Raw genomic sequence first — 23,248 nt, 5'->3', positions numbered from 1 at the left:
GGGCCGGGAATCGTTCGGGTCAGTGCTCTTGGGGCTTCGCGGCCGAGGTGACCAGTTCCGTCAGGACACCGTGACAGTCCTTGGGATGGAGAAACGTGATGCGCGAACCCATCGAGCCGGAGCGCGGCTCGTCGTACAGCACCCGCACCCCCTTCTCGCGGATCGCCGCCGCGTCGGCGTCGACGTCGGCGGTGCCGAAGGCGATGTGGTGGACACCCTCGCCGTTCTTGGCCAGCCACTTGCCCACGGCCGAGTCCTCGCGGACCGGTTCGAGCAGTTGGAGGTACGAGGCCCCGCCGTCCGACGTCTCGTTGATCTTGAGCATGGCCTCCCGTACCCCCTGCTCCTCGTTGACCTCGGTGTGGAACACCTCGAAGCCGTAGGTGGCCCGGTAGAACTCGACGGTGGCGTCGAGGTCGTGGCAGGCGATTCCGATGTGGTCGATTCGCGTCAGCATGGGCACAGTGCAGCGCCAACCGCCCGGTTACGCAACGTGCGCGCTGTCACACTCACCGGCGGGTGACCCGGGGCCTGTGCGCTCAGTACATTTGGTGAACCCTCGTTAACCCTCAATCGCCAGGCAAAGGGGTCGCATCTCATGCCGGATTCGAACACCACCACCTCCGTCATCGTCGCCGGTGCCCGTACGCCCATGGGCAGGCTGCTCGGATCGCTGAAGTCCCTCTCCGGCGCCGACCTCGGCGGCTTCGCCATCAAGGCCGCGCTGGAGCGGGCCGGCGTGACCGGCGAGCAGGTGCAGTACGTGATCATGGGGCAGGTGCTCCAGGCCGGCGCGGGCCAGATCCCGGCGCGCCAGGCCGCGGTCAAGGCCGGTATCCCGATGAACGTCCCCGCGCTCACGGTCAACAAGGTCTGTCTCTCCGGCCTCGACGCGATCGCACTGGCCGACCAGCTGATCCGCGCGGGCGAGTTCGACATCGTGGTCGCCGGCGGCCAGGAGTCCATGACCAACGCGCCGCATCTGCTGCCCAAGTCCCGCGAGGGCTACAAGTACGGCGCGATCGAGATGCTGGACGCCATGGCGCACGACGGTCTGACCGACCCGTTCGAGTCCATCGCCATGGGCGCCTCCACGGAGAAGCACAACACCCGCCTCGCCATCGCCAGGCCCGAGCAGGACGAGGTCGCGGCGCTCTCCCACCAGCGGGCCGCCGCCGCGCGGAAGAACGGCGTCTTCGCGGCCGAGATCACCCCCGTCGAGATCCCGCAGCGCAAGGGCGACCCGGTGATCGTCGACCAGGACGAGGGCATCCGCGCGGACACCACGGTCGAGTCACTGGCCCGGCTGCGGCCCGCCTTCGCCAAGGACGGCACGATCACGGCGGGCTCCTCGTCGCAGATCTCCGACGGCGCCGCGGCCGTCGTGGTCATGAGCAAGGCCAAGGCGCGGGAGCTGGGCCTGGAGTGGATCGCGGAGATCGGCGCGCACGGCAATGTGGCCGGGCCGGACAACTCGCTCCAGTCGCAGCCCGCGAACGCGATCAGGCACGCGCTGAAGAAGGAGGGCATCGCCGTCGAGGATCTGGACCTGATCGAGATGAACGAGGCGTTCGCCGCGGTCGCCGTCCAGTCGACGAAGGAGCTGGGCGTGTCCCCTGAAAGGGTGAACGTGAACGGCGGCGCGATCGCGCTCGGCCACCCCATCGGTATGTCGGGCGCCCGGCTGGTGCTGCACCTGGCGCTCGAACTGAAGCGGCGCGGCGGCGGCGTGGGCGCGGCGGCGCTGTGCGGCGGCGGCGGGCAGGGCGACGCGCTGATCGTGCGGGTCCCGAAGGCGTAGAACCGGTCTGCACCCTCAAGGAACCAGGAACGGAGCGCGGTACGGATGACGGTGGACGTCCCCCAGTTGGTGGCCCAGGCGCGGGAGGGCCGGCCCAGGGCGGTGGCCCGGCTGATCTCCCTGGTCGAAGGGGCGTCGCCGCAGTTGCGCGAGGTGATGGCGGCGCTGGCACCGCTGGCGGGCGGCGCGTACGTCATCGGGCTCACCGGGTCACCCGGTGTCGGCAAGTCGACATCGACGTCCGCGCTGGTGTCCGCGTACCGCAAGGCGGGCAGGCGCGTCGGCGTCCTGGCCGTCGACCCGTCGTCCCCGTTCTCCGGCGGAGCGCTGCTGGGGGACCGGGTGCGGATGTCCGACCACGCGTCGGACCCCGGCGTCTACATCCGCTCCATGGCGACCCGCGGCCATCTCGGCGGGCTCGCCTGGTCGGCGCCGCAGGCGATCCGGGTACTGGACGCGGCCGGCTGCGACGTGATCCTGGTGGAGACCGTCGGCGTCGGGCAGTCGGAGGTGGAGATCGCCTCGCAGGCCGACACCTCGGTGGTGCTGCTCGCGCCCGGCATGGGGGACGGCATCCAGGCGGCCAAGGCCGGGATCCTGGAGATCGGTGACATCTACGTCGTCAACAAGGCGGACCGGGACGGCGCCGACGCGACCGCCCGCGAGCTGAACAACATGCTCGGCCTCGGCGAGGCCCGCGGCCCCGGCGACTGGCGCCCGACCGTCGTCAAGACCGTGGCGGCGCGCGGCGAGGGTATCGACGAGCTGATCGAGGCGCTGGACAAGCACCGCGCGTGGCTGGAGAAGCACGGTGTCCTCACCGAGCGGCGGGCCCGGCGCGCGGCCCGCGAGGTGGAGACCATCGCCGTCACCGCGCTCCGCGAACGCATCGCCGACCTGCGCGGCGACCGGCGCCTGGGGGCGCTGGCGCGGCGGATCGTGGCGGGCGAGCTGGACCCGTACGCGGCGGCGGACGAACTGGTGGCGGGGCTGACGGGCGGCTGACGCGAAATGCCGGTGGCAGAGGAGGGGGATGTCCTCTGCCACCGGCTGTTTCGGGGCGGCCGCCGGTCCGTGGGCGGCCCAGCCGTCAACTGCCGTACGCGAGACGTCAGTTGTCGTCGCCGTCGTCGTCACCGCGGTCGTCGTGACCGTCGTCGTCCCGGCCGTCGTCGCCGTGGTCGTCCCGGTCGTCACGGTCCGCGGCCACCTTGCCGGAGGACATGTCGACCGTCACCTCGTGCGCCCGGCCGTCGTCGCCCCGCACGGTCACCTCCCAGTGGTCGGCCTTGCCGTCGGTGTCCGCGTCGACCGAGGTCACGGCGCCGGAGTGCTTCTTCAGCGCGGCGGCGGCCGCCTCCCGGGCGTCCACCGCGGCGCCGCGCACCGCCGTGCGCTCGTCGCGGTCGTCCCGGTCGTCGTCACCGTCGTCGTCGCTGTCGTTGTCCGCGCGGACCGAGCCGGTCGAGGAGTCGACCCGCAGGTCGTACCACTTGCCGTCCTGGCCGATGATGTCGACCTCCCAGTGCCGCGCGGCGGACGAGCCGCCGTCGTCGTCACCGTCGTCGTCCAGCTCGACGGACTCCACCGTGCCCGGGTGCTGCTTCAGCGCCGCCGCGGCGACCTGGTCCGCGGTGAGCTTCGAGCCGGCCGCCGAGCCCGCCCCCGAGGTGTCGTCCTTGCCGTTGTCGTCCTTGTCGTCGTCCCGGTCGTCCCGGTCGTCCCGGTCGTCCCGGTCGTCCCGGTCGTCGTTCGAGGCGTTCACCAGCGACGCCGAGGAGACCGTCTTCGGCGCGGTGTCCGAGCCGCTGTCCGTGGCGCCCATGGCGACCGCGGTGTACGTACCGCCGCCGATCAGAGCCGCGGCGGTGATACTGGCGATGACAAGATTGCGCTTCATGAGGGTTCCTCCCCGTCGGGCCGTTTCGCTGACTGACCTCAATGTGGCTGACGGAAGCTGAAGGCAGCCTGAAGCCACCTGAAGCTTTCTTCAGGTTCGTTTTGGGAGGCTGTACGCATGCGCCTGTTGATTGTTGAGGACGAGAAGCGGCTCGCGGTGTCGCTCGCCAAGGGCCTGCGGGCCGAGGGCTTCGCCGTGGACGTCGTGCACGACGGCCTCGAAGGGCTGCATCTGGCCGGGGAGGGCGCGTACGACCTGGTCGTGCTCGACATCATGCTGCCCGGCATGAACGGCTACCGCGTCTGCGCCACCCTGCGCGCCGCCGGCAACGACGTACCGATCCTGATGCTGACCGCCAAGGACGGCGAGTACGACGAGGCCGAGGGGCTGGACACCGGCGCCGACGACTATCTGACCAAGCCGTTCTCGTATGTCGTGCTCGTCGCCCGGGTCAAGGCGCTGCTGCGCCGCCGGGGCTCCGCCGGCGCCTCGCCCGTCCTGCGCGTCGGCACCCTCACCGTGGACACCGCGACCCGCCGCGTGCACCGGGGGGACACCGAAGTCACCCTCACCGCAAAGGAGTTCGCGGTCCTCGAACAGCTCGCGGTCCGGGCCGGGCAGGTCGTCGGCAAGCCCGAGATCCTGGAGCACGTCTGGGACTTCGCGTACGACGGCGACCCCAACATCATCGAGGTCTACATCAGCGCGCTGCGCCGCAAGCTCGGTGCCACGACGATCCAGACGGTGCGCGGCGCCGGGTACCGGCTGGTGGCCGTATGAGACGCCCCTTCTCCTCCGTACGGTCCCGGGCCGCGCTCGCCGCGACCGCCGTCGTGGCCGTGGCGCTGGTGGCCGCCGGGTTCGCCCTGCTGTTCGCGCTGCGCGCCAACCTCACCCACCAGGCCGAGGGAAAGGCCGACCAGTGGTCGAACGAGGTCGCCCAGCGGATCGCGAACAAGGTGCCGCTCGGCGACCTGGATCTGCCGGACGGCGAGGACCGCCCGGTCCAGGTGACCGACGCGAAGGGGAAGCTGCTCACCGCGAGCGAGGACATGCAGCGGATCACCGGCACCGGGGTGTCCGCCGTACGGCCCGCGTCACCCCCGCCCACGACGGCGCCGACCCCCACCCCCACCCCGTCGCCCGCGCCGACCGGCGACGACGATGACGACAGCGGCGGGGACGACGACGGCGGCGACGACCAGGACGACGACAGTCCGGCCCCCGGTGCCCCGGCGGACGGCGTGGTCTCCTCGCCCCAGGGGCACACCGAGGGAAGCGTGACCGTCGACGGCAGGACCGTGGACCACGTCTTCTCCGAGCGCCGGGTCACCGGCCTCAGCGGCGGCCCCTACGTGGTCCACGCGGGTGCCTCGCTCGGCCCGCAGCAGAGCGCCGTCCGCGCGACGAAGATCGCGCTGCTCATCGGCCTGCCCGCCCTGCTGGTCGTCGTCGGCGGGGTGACCTGGCTGGTGACGCGGCGCGCGCTGCGGCCCGTGGAGGGCATCCGGCGCGAGATGGCCGCGATCACCGCCTCCGAGGATCTGACCAGGCGGGTGCCCGAGCCGGGCACCCATGACGAGGTCGCCAAGCTGGCCCGTACGACCAACGAGACGCTCACCGCGCTGGAAGCCTCCGTCGAGCGCCAGCGGCGGTTCGTCGCCGACGCCTCGCACGAGCTGCGCAGTCCGATCGCCTCGCTCCGTACCCAGCTCGAAGTGGGCGCGGCGCACCCGGAGTTGCTGGACGTGCCGGGCGCGGTGGCCGACACCGTACGGCTCCAGCAGCTGGCCGCCGACCTGCTGCTGCTGGCCCGTCTCGACGCGGGGGAGCAGGCCGGGCGTACCCGGCTGGATCTGGCCGCGCTGGTGCGTGAGGAGGTCTCGCAGCGGTCCGCCGACCGGATCCCGGTGACCCCGGACGTCCGGGGCAGCGTCGAAGTGTCGGGCTCACGCGGCCAGTTGGCGCGGGTGCTGGGCAATCTGCTGGACAACGCGCAGCGGCACGCGGCGGGAGAGGTCCGGGCGGCGGTGCGCCGGGAGGGCTCCCTGGTGGTGCTCGCGGTGTCCGACGACGGGGCGGGGGTGCCGGAGGCGGAGCGGGAGCGGATCTTCGAGCGGTTCGTACGGCTCGACGACGCCCGCAGCAGGGACGACGGCGGCGCCGGGCTGGGCCTCGCGATCGCCCGCGACGTGGCACACCGGCACGGCGGCACGCTGGACGTGGGCCGCGCCGAGGCGGGCGGCGCCCTGTTCGAGCTGCGCCTGCCCGCCGCCGGCCGGGACCCGCACCGGCCGGTCCCGACGGGTGCGTCAGCCCTTGGCGCGGCGTCCGCGCAGGTGCTCGGCGACCGGCGTGAGTGACTGGCTCAGCGCGGCGAGCGCCTCGGGCGGCAGGAGGTCGAAGAAGTGCTTCCGTACGGAGGCGACGTGGTGCGGGGCGACCTTCTGCATCGTCTCCATGCCCTCGTCGGTGAGGACGGCGAACAGGCCCCGGCGGTCCGACTCGCAGTTCTCGCGGCGGACCATCCCCGAGGTCTCCAGCCGGGTGATCTGGTGCGAGAGACGGCTCTTGGACTGGAGGGTGGCGGCGGCGAGATCACTCATCCGCAGGCGCCGCTCCTCGGCCTCGGAGAGGTTGACCAGGATCTCGTAGTCGTTGTTCGTCAGCCCGAACGGCTGGAGGTCCTTCTCCAACTGGTGCATCAGCAGTCTGCTGACATCCAGATGGGTGCGCCAGGTGCACTGCTCCGCGTCACTGAGCCACCGGGTGGCCGTCTCGGTCTCCATGTATGAATTCTACCTAAGATGTTGAAAATTGGACGAAGTCGGCGAGTGTGACGCACGGCACAGAAAAGGCGCACATGTTCGAGGTCACACTCCGCAGACTACCGCTCACAGGCCGAAGCGTCGTTGGAGGTCTCCCAGCTGCCCCGGCATGCGGGGCGTGCCGCCCGGCCGGCCCCCCGTCTGGCCGCCGCCCGGGACGCCCGGTTCGCCCGGTACCGCGCCACGTGCCGTCTCGGCCAGCAGTGCCTCGCTCGACTGGAGAAGCACCGTCCCCGCCCCGACGAACTCGAATTGATGCTCCTCGCCCGACGACCCGCCGAGCCCGCTCATCGCCCGCAGCCCGCCCATGATCCCCGTCATATACGCGTGGTCGTAGTGGTGGCACGGCGACGGGCAGTCGGCCCAGCCCACCAACGCCTGCGGGTCCACCCGGATCGGCGGTTCCACGAAGACCACCGGACCGTTCGACGCGGCCACGAACTTCCCCGTACCGATCAGCGTCAGGAAGCCCGGCGCGATCGACTGCTTGAGCGCCAGCGACGGCTCGTACGCCAGCAGATTCCCGGAGCGGACGGTCAGATTGCCGTTCTCCAGGTCGAAGGAGTTGACATCGAACGCGCGGTCGGCGAGCAGCATCTTGCCGCTGCCCTCCGCCACCACCCAGTCGCTCGCGTGCAGCGGCGAGTGGAAGCTGCTCCGCACCAGCCGGTCGAGCCGCCCGTGACCGATCCCGTTGAAGTCGATGCGCCCGTAGTAGGCGATCATCTTGCCCTTCTGGAGGAACCACTGGCTCCCCTTCAACTCCACACAGAAGGTGTACGCGTTGACGTTGTCGTCGCTCGGCAGAGTCGTCGGGTCGTGGATCCCCCCGGGCACGGGGGCCCTGGGGATACCCCACTCGGGCGCGCTCACAGCTTGTCCTCCGATGCCTGGACGTACACCGCACCGTTGCCGCTCAGCTCCAGCTGGAACGCCTCGCCCGAGCCCCGGCCCACCATGTCGCGCCAGCCGACGGCGGTGGAGAGTCTGTTGCGGACGTCGCCGTGGTGGGCGACGTACGCCTGCGGGTCGACATGGACCGTACGGCCCTGGCCGATCGGCAGCTCGATGATCCCGCCGTGCGCCATCACGGCGACCGCGCCGTGGCCCTTGAGCGTCGTGGTGAACAGCCCCTGCCCCGTCACCTGACCGCGCACCATCCCCATCACACCGCCCTGCGCGCCCATGAACATCGTGCCCTGCTCCAGCGTCCCGTCGAAGGCGAGCAGCCGGTCCGCCTCCACGTACAGGGTGTCGCCGGACAGTCCGATCACCTGGATGTGGTGACCGCCGTGACCGAACATCACCGTGCCACTGCCCTCGACCGTCATCAGCGGGGTCGCCTCGCCCGCCACGCGCCGGCCGATCATCGACGTCAGACCGCCCTGGCCGCCCGCCCTGTTCGGGGTGAACGTGACATCGCCCCGGTACGCGAGCATCGCGCCGCGCTGGCTGAACATCTTCTGGCCGGGCGCCACCGTGGCCTCGACCACTTTCGAGTTGATCTCCCGGAACGGCATCAGACATCGCCCCCGACGGTGTTGCGCTCGCTCGGCTGTACGTACACGAGCCCGTCGCCCTCGAAGCGCATCTGGAAGGCCTCGCCGCCGCCCTCGCCCATGATCGTCCGGAAGTTCACGCCGGACTGGAGGTGCTGCTGGAGGTTGCCCTGGTGCGCGACGTACGCGCCGGGGTCGACGGAGAGCGGGTACTGGGATGTCACCCGCAGCACCACGGCCGCGCCGTCCGACATGATCGCCGCCATGCCCGTGCCCTCGACGGTCGTGGTGAACAGGCCGTTGCCGCTCGCGCCGCCGCGCAGACCGGTGAAGCTGGTGCCGGTGCGCAGGGCGCCGTCCGTACAGAGCAGGTTGCTCGACTCGACGTACAGCTTCTCGCCGTGCAGCGACACGAGAGAGATCTCGCTCGCGCGGTCCGCGAAGAAGCAGGTGCCCTCGCCCTTCACCTCCATCATGACCATCTGTTCGCCGGTCAGGCGCCGGGTCACCATCCCCCGCACGCCCTCACCGCCGCCGGACAACTTCTTGAACGCCATCCGGCCGTCGTAGGCGACCATCGCGCCGTTCTTCGCCCGGACGGAGTCGCCCGCCATGTCGACGGCGAGCACCTTGCTGCCTTGGAGTCGGAACTGAGCCACACGTCGAAGGTAGCCGGACCCGGATAAAAAGCGGGCAAAGGCTGGTGCCACAATGAGACGTCGCTTGTGCACGCGTTCACAAGATGATCAAGCGGGCGCACGGCCACGCACATGACGATCACGACGCCCCCGACGACGAAGGTGCCTGCCTCGTGGACATCAAGACCGCCTCATCCCTCCACCGTCTCCGCCTGGTATCGGCGCCGGAGGCCGTGTCCTTCCTGCTGCTGCTCGTCTGCTCCGTGCTCAAGCGCACGACGGACTTCAACGCCGTCCCGGTGATGGGTGCGATCCACGGGCTGCTCTTCGTCGTGTATGTGCTCTTCTGGCTGGACGCCTGGAAGCGCACCAAGTGGTCGCTGGGCACCGCCGCCCTCTACTTCGTGCTGTCGGTCCTGCCGGCCGGCGGCTTCTTCGCCGAGCGCAAGCTCAAGCGCGAGGCCGAGGACGAGGTCATCGCCTCGCGCGCCCGCCGCGAGGGCACGGTCAGCGCGTGATCGTCGCCTTCTCCATCACGCCGCTCGGCGTGGGCGAGGACGTGGGGGAGTACGTCGCCGACGCCGTCCGGGTGGTACGCGAGTCCGGGTTGCCGAACCACACCGACGCCATGTTCACCTCCGTGGAAGGCGAGTGGGACGAGGTGATGGACGTGGTCAAGCGGGCGGTCGCCGCCGTCGAGGCGCGCGCCCCGCGCGTCTCGCTCGTGCTGAAGGCCGACGTACGGCCCGGCGTCACCGACGGCCTCCACACGAAGGTCGAGACGCTGGAACGGCACCTCGCCGGCTGACCGCGGTGTGACGTGTCCTCAGATCGCCGGGCGGGCCGCCTGAGTGCCCCGCCCGGCGATCGAGCGCCGACCGGCCGAAATGCGCCGCCCCTTACCGCCACTCGCACGGACGACTCCAGTCGACACGCCGAGGTATATCCCCTTTTCTGAGGATATCGACCTTGGTCAATTGCTGGAGGCACCGTGCGGCCGGAGGGCTACGACTACGACACCCACAGCTGTCTCGCCGGCCCGCTCACCGAGCCGGACCGGACCACCGCCTACCGGGTGCGGTACCGGAGTCTCCTCGCGCGGGAGCCCCACCGGGTCAGAGCCGTCGCGCTGATGGTCATGGCCCCGCTCCTGTCCGGAGTGCTGCTGGTCTATCTGATCTGGCCGACCCACTGGACCGAACGCGAGGGCGGCGCCCGCTGGCTCGTCGCCTTCGACACCGTGATGCTCGTGTCGATCGGGCTCATCGCCTTCTTCATGCTGGTCAACGTCGCCTCCATCGCGCACGCGACGCTCGTCGCCACGGACCCCGTCCCGGTGGTCGCCGAACTCGGCACCCGGGTCGCCTTCCTCACCACGTACGTCCCCGGCAAGGAACCGCTGACCATGCTGCGGGGCACCCTCGAAGGAGCGTCAAGGCTGCGCCACCGCGGCCCCCTCGACATCTGGCTCCTCGACGAGGGTGACGACCCGGCCGCCCGGCTGCTCTGCCGGGAGCTGGGGGTGCGTCACTTCAGCCGCCTCGGGGTACCGGAGTGGAACCGTGAGAAGGGCGTCCACAAGGCGCGGACCAAACACGGCAACTACAACGCCTGGCTCGCGATGTACGGCGACGACTACGACTTCTTCGCCTCCGTCGACACCGACCACGTGCCGCTGCCCAACTTCCTGGAGAGGATGCTGGGCTTCTTCCGCGACCCCGACGTCGCCTTCGTCGTCGGACCGCAGGTGTACGGCAACTACGACTCGGCGGTCACCAAGGCGGCCGAGTCCCAGCAGTTCCTCTTCCACGCGCTGATCCAGCGGGCCGGCAACCGCTACCACGCGCCCATGTTCGTCGGGACCAACAACGTCGTACGCATCAGCGCCCTCAAGCAGGTCGGCGGCCTCTACGACTCCATCACCGAGGACATGGCCACCGGCTTCGAGCTGCACCGCAGGAAGAACCCGCTGACCGGCCGGTTCTGGCGGTCCGTCTACACACCCGACGTCCTCGCCGTCGGTGAGGGACCCGCCTCCTGGACCGACTTCTTCACCCAGCAGCTGCGCTGGTCGCGGGGCACCTACGAGACGATCCTGCGGCAGTACGGCAAGGCGCTGTTCCGGGTGCCGCCCGGCCGGCTCCTCAGCTACACGTTGATGCTCGTCTACTACCCGATGACCGCGATCAACTGGCTCCTGGGCATCCTCAGCTGCGTCCTGTTCCTGTGGCTCGGCGCCTCCGGCACCCAGGTGTCGTCCTCGCTCTGGCTGATGCTCTACAGCGATGCCGCCGCCTGCCAGATCGGCCTCTACCTCTGGAACCGGCGCCACAACGTCTCGCCGCACGAGCCCCGCGGCTCCGGCGGACTCGCCGGCATGGCCATGTCGGCGCTCTGCGCGCCGATCTACCTCAAATCGCTGGGCTCGGCGGTGCTGCGCACCAGAGGCCGGTTCGTGGTCACCCCCAAGGGGGGTGAGACCAGCGCCGACCGCCTCATGACCTTCCGGCTGCATCTGTTCTGGGCCGCCGTGCTGGCGACGTCACTCGCGGCGTCCGTGTACTTCGGCCATACGCACGCCGCGATGCGCACCTGGGCCGCACTGGCCCTGGTCATCTCGCTGGCCCCGGTCGCCGTCTGGGGCTGGACCACGCTGCGCGGACGCCGCGCGGGGGCGCGGATCCCGGTCCAGGCCGTCGAGGAGGGACCGGAGCAGACCGAGCCGGCATTCGCCACGACGACGACAGGAGGGAACTGAGTCATGGCCTACCGGCCCTCGCACAAGTTCAAGAAGACGCTGTTCGGCGGTGGAGCCGTACTGGTGCTGATGTCGCTCAACGCGCCGGCCGCCATCTCCTTCGCGCAGGACAAGTACCACGCGTACAAGATCGCGCAGCCCGGCTACAAGGCGGAGTACGGCTCCTGGGAAGTGCTCGACGTCCCCAAGGAGTACCGCACGAACGCGATCCACGCCGCGCTGCTGCACACCGGCAAGGTGCTGCTCATCGCCGGATCCGGCAACAGCCAGAAGAAGTTCGACGCGGGCACCTTCGACACCGTCCTGTGGGACCCGGCGGACAACTCGTACCGCAAGATCCCCACCCCCGAGGACTTCTTCTGCTCGGGCCACTCCCAGCTGCCCGACGGGCGGCTGCTGGTGGCCGGCGGCACCGCCCGCTACGAAGTGCTCGACGGGGAGGTCAACCGCGCGGGCGGCGGCATGCGGGTCAAGAACGAGAACCCGGACCAGCCGCGCACCTTCAAGAAGGGCACCCGTTTCCGGTCGCCGTCGGGTGTCGAGTACGTGACCAAGTTCGACGTCACCGTGCCCAAGGCGAAGCGGGACTTCAAGATCTCGTACGCCGACAGCGGCCGGATGATGCCCTGGAAGACCAAGGTCACGGCGGGCGAGGCACGGGTCTTCGTGGAGGCCGCCAAGAAGGGGCCGCAGGGGCTGACGACCGAGGCCGCGCAGTACGAGATCGTCGGCCTCAAGGGCAAGGACGCGGACAACTACTACGGCCTGGCGCAGAAGTTGACCACCGAGAAGCAGGACTTCCAGGGGATCAAGGCGGCGTACGAGTTCGATCCGGTGGCGGAGAAGTACATCCGGGTCGACCCCATGAAGGAGGCCCGCTGGTACCCGACGCTGGTCACCCTCCAGGACGGCCGGGTGCTCGCCGTCTCGGGCCTGGACGACGTCGGCGCCGTACTGACCGGGGACAACGAGATCTACGACCCCAAGACCAAGAAGTGGTCCAAGGGTCCGACGCGCTACTTCCCGACGTACCCCGCGCTCTTCCTCACCAAGGGTGGCAAGGTCTTCTACTCCGGCTCCAACGCGGGGTACGGGCCCGCCACGGCCGGCCGCCAGCCGGGCCTGTGGGACCTGAAGAAGAACATCTTCACGAAGGTCGGCGGGCTGACCCAGCTCGACGAGACGGAGACCTCGGCCTCGCTGGTGCTGCCTCCCGCGCAGGACCAGAAGGTGATGGTCATGGGCGGCGGCGGGGTCGGCGAATCGTCGAAGTCCACGTCCCGGACGGCGATCGTGGACCTGAAGGAGGACAGCCCGGCGTTCCGGGCCGGGCCGAGTCTGCCGCAGGGGACGCGCTATCTGAGCAGCGTGATCATGCCGGACGACACGGTCTTCACGAGCGGCGGCTCCTCCGACTACCGGGGGCGCGGCGCCAGCGACATCCTCAAGGCGCAGTTCTACGACCCCAGGACGAACACCTTCACCAAGGCGGCCGACCCGACCGTGGGCCGCAACTACCACTCCGAGGCGCTGCTGCTGCCCGACGGGCGGGTGGCGACGTTCGGCTCCGACCCGCTGTTCGACGACGCCGACAACACGAAACTCGGCACGTTCGAGCAGCGCGTGGAGATCTTCACGCCGCCCTCCTTGGAAGGCGACCGCGCGAAGGGGCGGCCGGTGCTGGGGGAGGGACCGGCGGAACTCGACCAGAACGGGCGCGCCACCTTCCGTACGGACGCGTCCCAGCGGATCAAGACGGCGCGGCTGATGCGGCCGAGCGCGGTCACGCACAGCACGGACGTGGAGCAGCGCTCGATCGACCTCGGTCTGACGAAGCGGGGCGGCTCGGTGACGGTGGACGTCCCGTCGGACCCGACGCTGGTGCCGCCGGGCTGGTACATGCTGTTCGTGACGGACGCGGCGGGGGTGTCGTCGGAGGCGAAGTGGATCCAGGTGAAGGGTGAGTAGCCGCCGGGCCGCGTTCAGCCCGCGCGGCGGGCGAGCCCCAGCGCGTAGTCCGGCCACCAGGTACCGGCGGCCGGGCCGCCCCGGCAGGGGCCGTCCGAGTCGCCGGGGCGCTTGACCCACAGATACGCGTCGACCAGCGCGTCACCGGTCTCAGTGGTCGGCGGCGTACCGAGCGATCTGCCCGGCGGGTTGCACCAGGCCTCCTCCTGCTCGTCCGGGAGGGGGCCCTCGCCGTTGCGGCTGGTGTCGACGGTGAAGTGGGCGCCGTCGAGGAGCCCGGAGAGCCGCGTGCCGAAGGCTTTGACGGCTTCGTCCGTCTGGAAGTTGGAGACGTTGAGCGAGAAGCCGTCCGCCTTGGTGACACCGGCCGTCCGCAGCGGCTCGGCGATCTTCGACGGCTCCTTGATCCAGGCCGGGTTGCCCGCGTCCAGATAGACCTTGGTGTTCGGCTGCTGCTTCAGCCGGCCGATCGCGTCCGAGAGCAGCCGGCTGCGCTCCGCGTGGTGCTCGGCGGGGGTGCAGCCGTCCACCAGGTGGGAGACGGCGTCCGGCTCCAGGATCACCAGGGCACGCGCGTCGCCGATCGCGTCGGCGAAGGTGTTGATCCAGTCGAGGTAGGCGCGGCCGTCGCGGGCGCCGCCGGCCGAGTAGAGGCCGCAGTCGCGGTGCGGGATGTTGTACGCGACGAGCACCACCGTGCGCTGCCCGGCGGCGCCCTTGACGGCCCCGCGGATCCCTGGGGCGGGGTTGTCGCCGGCGGGCCAGTCGGCCACGGGGCGCTCGGAGATCCGCTTGAGGACCTTGGCGTCGTCGGTACGGCCCTGGGCCTGCCACTGCTCGACCTGGCGCGCCGCGTCGCTCCGGGGGTCCACCCAGAACGGCGAACCGGCGGTGGGGGCGGCCTCGCCCTGTACGGCCGGGGTGGCCCCGGTCCCGTCCCGCGCGGGGGCGCCGGAGCCGGACGAGCAGCCGGCGAGGGCGAATACGGCGGCGGCGACGGAGACGAGGCGCGTGGTGCGGCTGGACATCCAGCCCCCTTGGGCGGCTGACGACTGGAGAAGCACAGGACCGGGCAATCGTTACATAACGGTCACGATGTGTGGCGTTACGACACCGCCAGCGCGATCCCGAGCGGTGTCCGTTCGTACAGCACCTGGTGCGCGTGGCGCCGCGACGTCAGCAGTCCCGCGTCGCGCAGCACCGACAGATGCGCGGACACGGAGGACGGTGCGAGGCCCAGCCGGTGCGCGAGCGCGGTGGTCCCGGCGGGTTCGTCGAGCGCGCACAGGACGTCGGCACGGGCCCGGCCGAGCAGCCGGGCGAGCGCGTCCGGCGTCCGGTCGGCGGCAGGGGTCCACAGCCCGCCGATGCCGCGCGCCGGATAGATCACGGAGGGCTGCCACGGCGGCTCGTGCCCGCCGAGGATCTCGGGCCAGACGAAGACGCTCGGTACGAGGACGAGGCCGCGCCCGCCGAGCACCCGGTCGTGGTCGCCGCGCGTGCCCACGACGGTGAGGGTGGAGTCCGCCCAGACGAGCCGGGGGCTCAACTCGCCCAGCAGTTGCCCGAATCCGACCTCGGCGAGGCGCCGCGAGTGATAGGCGATGTCCGCTTCGAGCAGCGCGCGCAGCCGGGGCCAGTCGGGCTCGATCAACCGATGCCAGACCAGCTCCAGCAGATCGGCGATCTCCCGCACCGCCCGCGCCGGATCGGCCAGCAACTCGCGCCCGGCCTCGCTCTCGGCCGCGCCGGGTGTCTCGGCGAGCGCGAGGGCCAGATCCCGGTGGGCGGCATCGAGGGGCGTGGAGCGCACCAGCGCGATCTCCTCGGCGAAGGTGACGACGGGGCTCTCGGGCGGTGGGCAGAAGAAGTCGGGGCTGTACCCGGCCTGCGGCATCAACAGCCGCAACCCCCGTAGATCGAGCCCTGCGGCGGCGTCCTTGACCCGCCGCAGCCAGGGCAGGTGATAGCCGTGCCGCTCAGGCCGCGCGAGGGTGCGTACGGCCTCCCGCGTCTCCCAGAGCGGCGACAGCGCGAACCGGACGCGCAGCAGATCGCGCTCCCCGAAGTGCAACTGGAACGCCACGGGGGTCCCTCGCTCCGGTACGGAAGATTCGGCTGGACCCGAAAGTCTAGGCCCCGGGCTCCTCCCGGACGAGGCTGCGTCCCATGCCAACGCCGAACCCCACCGCCCCCGACGGCCCTCGTTCGCCGGACGGTCCGGGCGCCGCGCCCTCGACCGCCGGGCGGGCCGAACCGGCCCACCCGACACAGACCCACCCGACACCGGCCCCGGAGACCCGGCCGCCCGAGCCCCCCGACGGTGCCTGGTGCCCGCCGTTACTTCCCGGTGCCGACGGGCCGGCCGGGCCGTCACGCCCCGGCGCGGCGGCCCGATCGGCGGTGCCCGCCGTGTCGGCCGAGGCCGCCGAAGGACGCACGGGCGGGCACGGCGGGGGCGGGGCGGCGTCGGTGCCCCCGGCGCGCGGCTACTCCGCCGTCTTCGCCGTACGCGAGTTCCGTGCCGTCTTCGCCGCGCACCTGTTGTCCCTCCTCGGTGTCGTCGTCACCGAGATCTCCCTCACCGTCCTCGTCTACGACCTCACCGGGTCGCCCTTCCTCAGCGCCCTCACCTTCGCGCTCGGCTTCCTGCCCTACCTCTTCGGCGGGACGCTCCTCGCCGGGGTCGCCGACCGGTTTCCGGCCCGGCGGGTGCTCGTCGTGTGTGATCTCGTCTGCGCGGGGTGCGTCGCCGTGATGGTGGCGCCCGGAACGCCCGTCGCGGGGCTGCTCGCGCTGCGGTGCGCCGTCGCCGCCATCGCCCCCGTGTTCACCGGGACCCGGATGGCGGCGCTCACCGACATCCTCGGGGACGGCGACCTCTACGTCCTCGGCCGCTCCCTCCTGCGGATCGTGTCGCAGAGCGCGGTCCTCGCCGGGTTCGCCGTGGGCGGCGTCCTGCTCACCGTCGTCACCCCGCGCGGTGCGATCTCCCTCACCGTCCTCACCTTCCTCTGCTCGGCCGCGCTCCTGCGCTTCGGTACGAAGGACAGGCCGGCCCGCCATCTCAAGAAGGAGGGCGCCGCGAATCTGCTGAGGCAGTCGCTCGACGGTGCCCGGCTGGTCTTCACCGACCGGCGGATCCGCGCGCTGACGCTGCTGTTCTGGGTGCCCGCGATGTTCGTCGTCGCGCCGGAGGCGCTGATGGCGCCGTACGCCGACCAGATCGGCGTCGGCCCCGCCACACTCGGCCTGATGATGACCGCGATGCCCGTCGGGCACATCGCGGCCGAACTCTTCGCGGGCTCCGCGCTCAGCCCCCGTACCCGCTCGCGGATCGTGCTCCCGTCGGCCGCCGTGGGGCTGCTGCCCCTCCTCGTCTACGCCGTCACGCCCGGCGTGGCCCTGGCCCTGGTCGTCCTCACGCTGGCGGGGGCCGGCGCCGTGTACATCATCGGTCTCGACCAGTGGTTCGTTGACGCGGTCCCGGAAGAACTGCGGGGCCGGGCCATGACCCTGATGACCGCGGGGCTGATGACGGTGCAGGGCGTCGGTATGGCGCTGGCCGGTCTCGCCGCCGAGTTCCTGCCCGTGCACCAGGTCGTCGCCTGGGCCGGTGTGATCGGAACCGTGTGTTCCGTCCTTCTCGTGTACGAGATCCGCCGGATCGGCCCCGGCAATCCGGGAGTAGGGGCAGACCGGCATATGACCAGTCGGTAAGGTCGCTGACGTGTCCAAGCCGCTCAGCCTTGCCTTCGATCCCATCGCCCGAGCCGACGAGCTCTGGCAGCAGCGCTGGGGCCCCGTGCCGTCGATGGGCGCCATCACCTCGATCATGCGGGCCCACCAGATCCTGCTCGCCGAGGTCGACGCGGTGGTCAAGCCGTACGGACTGACCTTCGCGCGGTACGAGGCGCTGGTGCTGCTCACCTTCTCCAAGGCCGGTGAGCTGACCATGTCCAAGATCGGCGAGCGGCTGATGGTCCATCCGACGTCCGTCACGAACACGGTGGACCGGCTGGTCAGGTCCGGTCTGGTCGACAAGCGCCCCAACCCCAACGACGGCCGGGGCACGCTCGCCTCCATCACCGACCGGGGCCGCGAGGTCGTGGAGGCCGCGACCCGCGACCTGATGGCGATGGAGTTCGGCCTCGGGGCGTACGACGCGGAGGAGTGTGCCGAGATCTTCGCGATGCTGCGCCCGCTGCGCGTCTCGGCCAAGGATTTCGAGGAGAGCTGAGCCGAGACGGGGGCGTCGGCGGAGCCCCGCCGTCCGGGGGGATCTTTCGGGGCGTTACGCTCCTAGCCATGAAACAGAGCATCCTGACCCGCTACCGGGTCATGGCGTACATCACCGCCGTCTGGCTGCTGGTCTTCACCGTCGCCATCGTGCTGAAGTACGGCTTCGACACCGGCGACACGATGGTGATCTCCCAGATCCACGGTCTGCTCTTCATCGTCTACGTCGTGTTCGCCTTCGACCTGGGCTCCAAGGCGAAGTGGCCCTTCGGCAAGCTTCTGTGGGTGCTGGCCGCCGGCTGTATTCCGGTCGCCTCGTTCTTCGTCGAACCGAAGATCACCCGAGAGGTCCAGTCGCTGATCGTCCGGGACGAGACCGCCCCCGTCGAGGTCTGAGCCCCGCCCGAGCCCCTCCCCCCCACCCGCCCCCCACACACCGCCGCGCGGAAACTCGTGGCGGTCTACGTTCGACTTTTACTAGGACGTCCTAGTAAATTCGTGGGTATGGACGCTCACGAGCATGCCGAGACCGCAGCCATCGAGGAGGGCCGCCAGCGCTGGCAGGCCCGTTACGACAAGGCCCGCAAGCGGGACGCGGACTTCAGCACGCTCTCCGGCGACCCCGTCGACCCGGTCTACGGGCCGCGCCCCGGTGACACGTACGAGGGATTCGAGCGGATCGGCTGGCCGGGGGAGTACCCCTTCACGCGCGGTCTGCACGCGACCGGCTACCGGGGCCGTACGTGGACGATCCGCCAGTTCGCCGGCTTCGGCAACGCGCGCCAGACCAACGAGCGCTACAAGACGATCCTCGCCAACGGCGGCGGCGGCCTCTCCGTGGCCTTCGACATGCCGACCCTCATGGGCCGCGACTCCGACGACCCGCGCTCGCTGGGCGAGGTCGGCCACTGCGGCGTCGCGATCGACTCCGCCGCCGACATGGAGATCCTGTTCGGCGACCTCCCGCTCGGGGACGTCACGACGTCCATGACCATCAGCGGCCCCGCCGTCCCGGTCTTCTGCATGTATCTGGTCGCCGCCGAGCGTCAGGGCATCGATCCCGCCGTACTGAACGGCACGCTCCAGACCGACATCTTCAAGGAGTACATCGCGCAGAAGGAGTGGCTCTTCCAGCCCGAGCCCCATCTGCGGCTGATCGGCGACCTGATGGAGCACTGCGCGGCGTCCATCCCCGCGTACAAGCCCCTCTCCGTCTCCGGCTACCACATCCGCGAGGCCGGGGCCACGGCCGCGCAGGAGCTGGCGTACACCCTCGCCGACGGCTTCGGCTACGTGGAGCTGGGCCTCTCGCGCGGCATGGACGTCGACGTCTTCGCGCCCGGCCTGTCCTTCTTCTTCGACGCGCACCTCGACTTCTTCGAGGAGATCGCCAAGTTCCGCGCCGCGCGCCGGATCTGGGCGCGCTGGATGAAGGAGATGTACGGCGCCGAGAGCGACAAGGCGCAGTGGCTGCGCTTCCACACCCAGACGGCGGGCGTCTCGCTCACCGCGCAGCAGCCCTACAACAACGTCGTACGGACCGCGGTCGAGGCCCTGTCGGCGATCCTCGGCGGCACCAACTCGCTGCACACCAACGCCCTGGACGAGACCCTGGCGCTGCCCAGCGAGCAGGCCGCCGAGATCGCGCTCCGTACGCAGCAGGTGCTGATGGAGGAGACCGGCGTCGCCAACGTCGCGGACCCGCTGGGCGGTTCCTGGTACGTCGAGCAGCTCACCGACCGCATCGAGGCCGACGCGGAGAAGATCTTCGAGCAGATCAAGGAGCGCGGCCTGCGGGCGCACCCCGACGGGCTCCACCCCATCGGCCCCATCACGTCCGGCATTCTGCGCGGCATCGAGGACGGCTGGTTCACCGGCGAGATCGCCGAGTCCGCCTTCCAGTACCAGCGCGCGCTGGAGAAGGGCGAGAAGCGGGTCGTCGGCGTCAACGTCCACCACGGCTCGGTCACCGGCGACCTGGAGATCCTGCGGGTCAGCCACGAGGTCGAGCGCGACCAGGTGCGGGAGTTGGCGGACCGTAAGGCCGCCCGCGACGACGCCCGCGTCCGTACGGCGCTGGACGCGATGCTGGCCTCCGCTCGCGACGGGTCGAACATGATCGGCCCGATGCTTGAGGCCGTGCGCGCGGAGGCGACGCTGGGCGAGATCTGCGGCGTACTGCGCGACGAGTGGGGGACGTACACGGAGCCGCCCGGCTTCTGAGGGCTCCTCGGTACGGAGTCGGCCGGCCTCTCCCGCCCCCGCGAGCACGAACGTGCCCGGATTTCCCCGGCCGGCCGGCCGCGGGCGATCAGATCGCCGTACACGGTCTCGGAGCCGCTGTCCTGGTGGGCGCGGGGACCGGGTGGGGGCCTCACACCCCCCGGATCGCGCCCAGCCCGGTCACCAGCATCAGCGTGAAGTCGCGCGCCCAGTCCTCGTCCACCGGTTCCGCGCTCACCAGCGTCCGGTGCACCACCGCGCCCGCGATCACGTCGAAGATCAGGTCGGCGTTGCGGGCCGCCGCCGCGGGGTCGCTCTCGTACGGCAACTCGCCCCGCGCCTGGGCCCGTTCGCGGCCCTTGAGCACCAGGCCCTTCTGCCGGTCGACGATCGCCGTACGGATCCGGTCGCGCAGCGCGTCGTCGCGCGTCGACTCGGCGACCACCGCCATCAGCGCCGTCTTGGTCTCCGGCCGTTCCAGCAGCGCGGCGAACTGGAGCACGACCCCCTCGATGTCGGCCGTGAGGCTGCCCCGGTCGTGGATCTCGATCTCGTCGAAGAGGACGGCGACCGCGTCGACCACCAGCTCGTTCTTGCTCGCCCAGCGCCGGTACAGCGTGGTCTTGGCGACGCCCGCGCGGGCGGCTACGTCCCCCATCGACAGCTTGGACCAGCCCAGTTCGACCAGCGCGGCCCGGGTCGCCAGCAGGATCGCCGCGTCCGCCGCGGCGCTGCGGGGACGGCCGGAACGAGGGGGAGTGCGGTGGCTGCGGCTCAGCATGCCCGCGACCATACCCGCCGGTAGGGAATCCGCTGTGAGTCAGTTCACCGGATGAATCTCACACGGACGGGGGAGCTTGTCGGTTACGCTACGGCCCGTAGCGAAAGACCGTTTCTACCTTGCGGTTCTTGAGCGACGACCACTGACGCGGGGTGGGGACCCCGTGTCGAACCCAGGTCCCCCACGGGGGACTTGCCCCGTCCGTGTTCAGGTCATGCGCGGGGCTTGTGCAGGCGTGACGACCGTGTCCGTCCGTGCGCCCCGCAGCCGTCGGGGAACGCGGGGACGGGCGCGGTGGTGTGTGGGCGGTACAAACTGTCCGGTTGCTTTTCACATGCGCGGGCGGAGAGGGGAGGATGTACTCATGCAGCCTAGGAACATGTCCATGAGCGGCGTTGTCGATCTCGCCGCGGTGAAGGCGGCCGGTGAGGCCAAGGCCAAGGCCGAGCAGGCCCGCGCCGAGGCGGCCCGTCGGGGCGACACCGGTGCCGAATCCCCCTCCAGTCTGGTGATCGACGTGGACGAGGCGGGCTTCGAACGCGACGTCCTCCAGCGCTCCGCCGAGGTCCCGGTCGTCATCGACTTCTGGGCCGAGTGGTGCGAGCCGTGCAAGCAGCTCAGCCCGGTGCTGGAGCGGCTGGCCCGGGAGTACAACGGCCGGTTCGTTCTCGCCAAGGTCGATGTCGACGCCAACCAGATGCTGATGCAGCAGTTTCAGATCCAGGGCATCCCCGCGGTCTTCGCCGTGGTGGCCGGCCAGGCGCTGCCCCTCTTCCAGGGCGCGGCGCCCGAGGCCCAGATCCGCGAGACCCTCGACCAGTTGATCCAGGTCGGTGAGCAGCGCTTCGGACTCACCGGCATCACGGTCGACGCCGAGGGTGAGGCGCAGGCCGACCCGGACGCGGAGCCGGTGGAGCAGGCGGGGCCGCACGACGCGTTGCTCGAAGCCGCCGTACGCGCGCTGGACGCCGACGACTTCGGCGGCGCCGCGCAGGCGTACCGGAACGTGCTCGCCGACGACCCCGGCAACACGGAGGCGAAGCTGGGGCTCGCGCAGGCCGAACTCCTCGCCCGGGTGAAGGGGATGGACCCGCAGCAGGTGCGCAAGGAGGCGGCGGAGCGGGCGGACGACGTCCCCGCGCAGATCGCCGCCGCCGACCTCGATCTGGTCGGCGGCCATGTGGAGGACGCCTTCGGCCGGTTGGTCGAGGCCGTACGGCGTACGACGGGTGAGGACCGGGACGCGGCGCGGCTGCGGCTGCTCGAACTCTTCGAAGTGATCGGCTCGGACGACCCCCGGGTGACGGCGGCCCGGTCGGCACTTGCCAGGGTCCTTTTCTGAGTCGTATCCGCCTCTGTTCCGCGCCCCGGGCCGGCGCGTACGGATTTGCCGATTCGGCGACCGGGACAACCCCGCTTTACCAAAACTTGGTAAAGCGGGGTTGCTGTTACTCCGAGTAAATCAACTCACTTGGTCTGTCCGGTTATTGGTGGTATTCGCGAGTTCTGTCGGGGCGATTTGAGGCACCGTGTGTGCCCGCTCGATGCCGCCTCGCCGCCGCCTCGCCGCGCACCCGTTACCAGCGAGTAACGAACCCCCTTGTGTCCCGAGCGCGAATACACCACGATCGTCCACGCTCGGTCCAACAACGCACCGGCACGGCGATCCAGCCGTGCCCACCGCATGTCGGGTCCCCACCGGGCGGGTCGGTGGAGCGGTGGCGCCGACCCTGGGACAGGGGGGTTCCCGCCGACCGGCGGGGCCTGTCCCGCGGCCACGCGACACGCGTGGCTCAGTGGTTGTCGCTCGGGGGTGATCGTCGGTGATTCTGAGGCGGCTCGTTCCGCTGATACCCACAGGCGCTCTCCTTCCCGAGGACGTAGCACTTCTCCCATCCCAGGACGGGCCGACGCCCGATCCCGAGATGTACGTCCGAGAAGGAGGAAAGTGATGGAGTCCCAAGCACGTGGCGGGACCAGATGGAAGCGGTTCGCCGTCGTCATGGTGCCGAGCGTGGCCGCGACGGCCGCGATAGGTGTCGCTCTCGCACAGGGCGCGCTCGCCGCGTCGTTCAGTGTGTCGGGGCAGAGTTTCAAGGTCTCGGCCGACCGGTTGGTGGGCGAGGACTTCGTTCAGTACGGAAGCCTCGCCGAAGGCGCAGATCTCAAGGGCAACAAGACCCTCCACCCGGTGGCCGTCTCCGGTTTCAGCTCGGCGAAGATCAGCAACATGTGCCAGTCGGTGGTCACTCCGGACGTCCCGGTCTTCGGCAGCATCAGCCTTGAGCTGCGCGCGGGTACGGACAAGGCGAAGCCGGTCAGGGCGACCAACCTGTATCTGGACGTCGCCAAGCTCGAAGCCGACGCCAAGTTCAAGAACATCGACATCGGTGTGGCCGCCGGCGACACGAGGATCCAGCCGGGGACCGAGGAGAAGGTCAACCGCTTCGGCTTCGCACAGCGCGCCGACGTGGCGACGCTGACCAACGTGAAGCAGACGGCGTGGGCGACCACGGCCGGCACTTTCGAGCTCAGCGATCTGAGCCTGAAGCTGCACAAGGGCGTCAAGGAGTGCTACTAGGGCGTGTTGCGAAAGTAGCGCCGTCCGCCCGA

The 23,248-nt window shown here is 70.5% G+C and carries 23 protein-coding genes; 14 read left to right on the top strand and 9 right to left on the bottom strand.

From position 1 onward, the window contains the following. Positions 1-19 precede the first annotated feature (19 nt). Positions 20-457 (bottom strand): methylmalonyl-CoA epimerase, encoded by a 438-nt coding sequence (mce, locus tag OG700_RS10625; RefSeq protein WP_405612167.1) that lies wholly within the window; start codon positions 455-457, stop codon positions 20-22. A gap of 141 nt (positions 458-598) precedes the next feature. Here mce and OG700_RS10620 point away from each other — a divergent pair, with 141 nt between their 5' ends. Together OG700_RS10620 and meaB are read left to right on the top strand one after the other, a co-directional pair. Further along, the gene (locus OG700_RS10620) at positions 599-1,801 is read left to right on the top strand and encodes an acetyl-CoA C-acetyltransferase (RefSeq protein ID WP_405612165.1); all 1,203 of its coding nucleotides are present in this window, start codon (positions 599-601) and stop codon (positions 1,799-1,801) included. Positions 1,802-1,846: 45 nt separating this feature from the next. Further along, a complete protein-coding gene (gene meaB, locus OG700_RS10615; RefSeq protein ID WP_405612163.1) occupies positions 1,847-2,806 on the top strand; it encodes a methylmalonyl Co-A mutase-associated GTPase MeaB in 960 nt (319 codons plus the stop codon). Positions 2,807-2,912: 106 nt separating this feature from the next. Here meaB and OG700_RS10610 read toward each other — a convergent pair whose 3' ends face one another. Then, positions 2,913-3,701 (bottom strand): PepSY domain-containing protein, encoded by a 789-nt coding sequence (locus tag OG700_RS10610; RefSeq protein WP_405612161.1) that lies wholly within the window; start codon positions 3,699-3,701, stop codon positions 2,913-2,915. Positions 3,702-3,818: 117 nt separating this feature from the next. On the opposite strand from OG700_RS10610, the gene OG700_RS10605 reads away from it, so the two are divergent. Together OG700_RS10605 and OG700_RS10600 are read left to right on the top strand one after the other, a co-directional pair. Then, the gene (locus OG700_RS10605; protein WP_405612159.1) at positions 3,819-4,481 is read left to right on the top strand and encodes a response regulator transcription factor; all 663 of its coding nucleotides are present in this window, start codon (positions 3,819-3,821) and stop codon (positions 4,479-4,481) included. Next, complete coding sequence (locus tag OG700_RS10600) at positions 4,478-6,064, top strand: sensor histidine kinase (RefSeq protein WP_405612157.1); 1,587 nt, start codon at positions 4,478-4,480, stop codon at positions 6,062-6,064. Before OG700_RS10605 ends, OG700_RS10600 begins: the two co-directional genes overlap by 4 nt. On the opposite strand, the gene OG700_RS10595 is transcribed toward OG700_RS10600, so the two are convergent. The 4 genes from OG700_RS10595 to OG700_RS10580 form a co-directional block, all read right to left on the bottom strand. Further along, positions 6,014-6,490, bottom strand: a complete 477-nt coding sequence (locus OG700_RS10595) for a MarR family winged helix-turn-helix transcriptional regulator (protein WP_405612155.1) — start codon at positions 6,488-6,490, stop codon at positions 6,014-6,016. The genes OG700_RS10600 and OG700_RS10595 overlap by 51 nt on opposite strands. A gap of 105 nt (positions 6,491-6,595) precedes the next feature. Beyond that, entirely contained in the window at positions 6,596-7,402 is an 807-nt protein-coding gene (locus tag OG700_RS10590; RefSeq protein ID WP_405612153.1) for an AIM24 family protein, read from the bottom strand. Continuing rightward, positions 7,399-8,049, bottom strand: coding sequence for an AIM24 family protein (locus tag OG700_RS10585; RefSeq protein ID WP_405612151.1), 651 nt, complete (start codon positions 8,047-8,049; stop codon positions 7,399-7,401). Before OG700_RS10585 ends, OG700_RS10590 begins: the two co-directional genes overlap by 4 nt. Continuing rightward, positions 8,049-8,687 carry an AIM24 family protein gene (locus tag OG700_RS10580; RefSeq protein ID WP_405612149.1) on the bottom strand — a complete coding sequence of 213 codons (639 nt, stop codon included), beginning with the start codon at positions 8,685-8,687 and terminating at the stop codon, positions 8,049-8,051. The genes OG700_RS10585 and OG700_RS10580 overlap by 1 nt, the downstream gene beginning before the upstream one ends. 152 nt (positions 8,688-8,839) lie before the next feature. On the opposite strand from OG700_RS10580, the gene OG700_RS10575 reads away from it, so the two are divergent. From OG700_RS10575 to OG700_RS10560, 4 genes are all read left to right on the top strand, one after another. Then, positions 8,840-9,184, top strand: a complete 345-nt coding sequence (locus tag OG700_RS10575; protein WP_405612147.1) for a DUF3817 domain-containing protein — start codon at positions 8,840-8,842, stop codon at positions 9,182-9,184. After that, positions 9,181-9,474, top strand: a complete 294-nt coding sequence (locus OG700_RS10570) for an MTH1187 family thiamine-binding protein (protein WP_405612145.1) — start codon at positions 9,181-9,183, stop codon at positions 9,472-9,474. The genes OG700_RS10575 and OG700_RS10570 overlap by 4 nt, the downstream gene beginning before the upstream one ends. A 183-nt stretch (positions 9,475-9,657) precedes the next feature. Next, positions 9,658-11,424, top strand: a complete 1,767-nt coding sequence (locus tag OG700_RS10565) for a glycosyltransferase family 2 protein (protein ID WP_405612143.1) — start codon at positions 9,658-9,660, stop codon at positions 11,422-11,424. A gap of 3 nt (positions 11,425-11,427) precedes the next feature. Beyond that, on the top strand, positions 11,428-13,392 hold the full coding sequence (locus tag OG700_RS10560; RefSeq protein ID WP_405612141.1) for a galactose oxidase-like domain-containing protein: 1,965 nt from the start codon (positions 11,428-11,430) through the stop codon (positions 13,390-13,392). 14 nt (positions 13,393-13,406) lie between these two features. Here OG700_RS10560 and OG700_RS10555 read toward each other — a convergent pair whose 3' ends face one another. Both OG700_RS10555 and OG700_RS10550 read right to left on the bottom strand, forming a co-directional pair. Continuing rightward, positions 13,407-14,420: a glycoside hydrolase family 6 protein gene (locus OG700_RS10555; protein ID WP_405612139.1), complete on the bottom strand. Its 1,014-nt coding sequence runs from the start codon at positions 14,418-14,420 to the stop codon at positions 13,407-13,409. A 77-nt stretch (positions 14,421-14,497) separates the two neighbouring features. Then, positions 14,498-15,478: a DUF5937 family protein gene (locus tag OG700_RS10550; RefSeq protein ID WP_405612137.1), complete on the bottom strand. Its 981-nt coding sequence runs from the start codon at positions 15,476-15,478 to the stop codon at positions 14,498-14,500. An 83-nt stretch (positions 15,479-15,561) separates the two neighbouring features. Here OG700_RS10550 and OG700_RS10545 point away from each other — a divergent pair, with 83 nt between their 5' ends. The 4 genes from OG700_RS10545 (at position 15,562) to OG700_RS10530 (ending at position 19,854) form a co-directional block, all read left to right on the top strand. Continuing rightward, positions 15,562-17,112: an MFS transporter gene (locus OG700_RS10545; RefSeq protein WP_405612135.1), complete on the top strand. Its 1,551-nt coding sequence runs from the start codon at positions 15,562-15,564 to the stop codon at positions 17,110-17,112. Between the two features lie 10 nt (positions 17,113-17,122). Then, positions 17,123-17,632, top strand: a complete 510-nt coding sequence (locus OG700_RS10540) for a MarR family winged helix-turn-helix transcriptional regulator (RefSeq protein ID WP_405612133.1) — start codon at positions 17,123-17,125, stop codon at positions 17,630-17,632. 68 nt (positions 17,633-17,700) lie between these two features. Then, positions 17,701-18,027 (top strand): DUF3817 domain-containing protein, encoded by a 327-nt coding sequence (locus OG700_RS10535; RefSeq protein WP_405612131.1) that lies wholly within the window; start codon positions 17,701-17,703, stop codon positions 18,025-18,027. 108 nt (positions 18,028-18,135) lie between these two features. Next, positions 18,136-19,854 (top strand): methylmalonyl-CoA mutase, encoded by a 1,719-nt coding sequence (locus OG700_RS10530; protein ID WP_405612129.1) that lies wholly within the window; start codon positions 18,136-18,138, stop codon positions 19,852-19,854. Positions 19,855-20,005: 151 nt separating this feature from the next. Here the strand turns inward: OG700_RS10530 and OG700_RS10525 are convergent, their stop codons facing one another. Beyond that, positions 20,006-20,635 carry a TetR/AcrR family transcriptional regulator gene (locus OG700_RS10525; protein WP_405612127.1) on the bottom strand — a complete coding sequence of 210 codons (630 nt, stop codon included), beginning with the start codon at positions 20,633-20,635 and terminating at the stop codon, positions 20,006-20,008. A gap of 364 nt (positions 20,636-20,999) precedes the next feature. Between OG700_RS10525 and OG700_RS10520 the strand changes: the two genes are divergently transcribed. Both OG700_RS10520 and OG700_RS10515 read left to right on the top strand, forming a co-directional pair. Beyond that, the gene (locus OG700_RS10520) at positions 21,000-21,977 is read left to right on the top strand and encodes a tetratricopeptide repeat protein (protein ID WP_405612125.1); all 978 of its coding nucleotides are present in this window, start codon (positions 21,000-21,002) and stop codon (positions 21,975-21,977) included. Between the two features lie 609 nt (positions 21,978-22,586). Next, on the top strand, positions 22,587-23,216 hold the full coding sequence (locus OG700_RS10515) for a DUF6230 family protein (RefSeq protein WP_405612123.1): 630 nt from the start codon (positions 22,587-22,589) through the stop codon (positions 23,214-23,216). Positions 23,217-23,248: the final 32 nt, after the last annotated feature.

This window comes from Streptomyces sp. NBC_01508 (genome assembly GCF_045040315.1).
In the GTDB taxonomy this organism is placed as follows: Bacteria; Actinomycetota; Actinomycetes; order Streptomycetales; family Streptomycetaceae; genus Streptomyces.
Note: the sequence above shows the minus strand (reverse complement) of the source record. Positions and strands in the feature narration are given on the sequence as shown.

What these genes read in the sequence shown, in the direction of transcription:
- mce (WP_405612167.1), bottom strand. Translation starts at nt 457, where the DNA reads ATGCTGACGCGAATCGACCACATCGGAATCGCCTGCCACGACCTCGAC.
- OG700_RS10620 (WP_405612165.1), top strand. Translation starts at nt 599, where the DNA reads ATGCCGGATTCGAACACCACCACCTCCGTCATCGTCGCCGGTGCCCGT.
- meaB (WP_405612163.1), top strand. Translation starts at nt 1,847, where the DNA reads ATGACGGTGGACGTCCCCCAGTTGGTGGCCCAGGCGCGGGAGGGCCGG.
- OG700_RS10610 (WP_405612161.1), bottom strand. Translation starts at nt 3,701, where the DNA reads ATGAAGCGCAATCTTGTCATCGCCAGTATCACCGCCGCGGCTCTGATC.
- OG700_RS10605 (WP_405612159.1), top strand. Translation starts at nt 3,819, where the DNA reads ATGCGCCTGTTGATTGTTGAGGACGAGAAGCGGCTCGCGGTGTCGCTC.
- OG700_RS10600 (WP_405612157.1), top strand. Translation starts at nt 4,478, where the DNA reads ATGAGACGCCCCTTCTCCTCCGTACGGTCCCGGGCCGCGCTCGCCGCG.
- OG700_RS10595 (WP_405612155.1), bottom strand. Translation starts at nt 6,490, where the DNA reads ATGGAGACCGAGACGGCCACCCGGTGGCTCAGTGACGCGGAGCAGTGC.
- OG700_RS10585 (WP_405612151.1), bottom strand. Translation starts at nt 8,049, where the DNA reads ATGCCGTTCCGGGAGATCAACTCGAAAGTGGTCGAGGCCACGGTGGCG.
- OG700_RS10560 (WP_405612141.1), top strand. Translation starts at nt 11,428, where the DNA reads ATGGCCTACCGGCCCTCGCACAAGTTCAAGAAGACGCTGTTCGGCGGT.
- OG700_RS10555 (WP_405612139.1), bottom strand. Translation starts at nt 14,420, where the DNA reads ATGTCCAGCCGCACCACGCGCCTCGTCTCCGTCGCCGCCGCCGTATTC.
- OG700_RS10545 (WP_405612135.1), top strand. Translation starts at nt 15,562, where the DNA reads ATGCCAACGCCGAACCCCACCGCCCCCGACGGCCCTCGTTCGCCGGAC.
- OG700_RS10535 (WP_405612131.1), top strand. Translation starts at nt 17,701, where the DNA reads ATGAAACAGAGCATCCTGACCCGCTACCGGGTCATGGCGTACATCACC.
- OG700_RS10530 (WP_405612129.1), top strand. Translation starts at nt 18,136, where the DNA reads ATGGACGCTCACGAGCATGCCGAGACCGCAGCCATCGAGGAGGGCCGC.
- OG700_RS10525 (WP_405612127.1), bottom strand. Translation starts at nt 20,635, where the DNA reads ATGCTGAGCCGCAGCCACCGCACTCCCCCTCGTTCCGGCCGTCCCCGC.
- OG700_RS10520 (WP_405612125.1), top strand. Translation starts at nt 21,000, where the DNA reads ATGCAGCCTAGGAACATGTCCATGAGCGGCGTTGTCGATCTCGCCGCG.
- OG700_RS10515 (WP_405612123.1), top strand. Translation starts at nt 22,587, where the DNA reads ATGGAGTCCCAAGCACGTGGCGGGACCAGATGGAAGCGGTTCGCCGTC.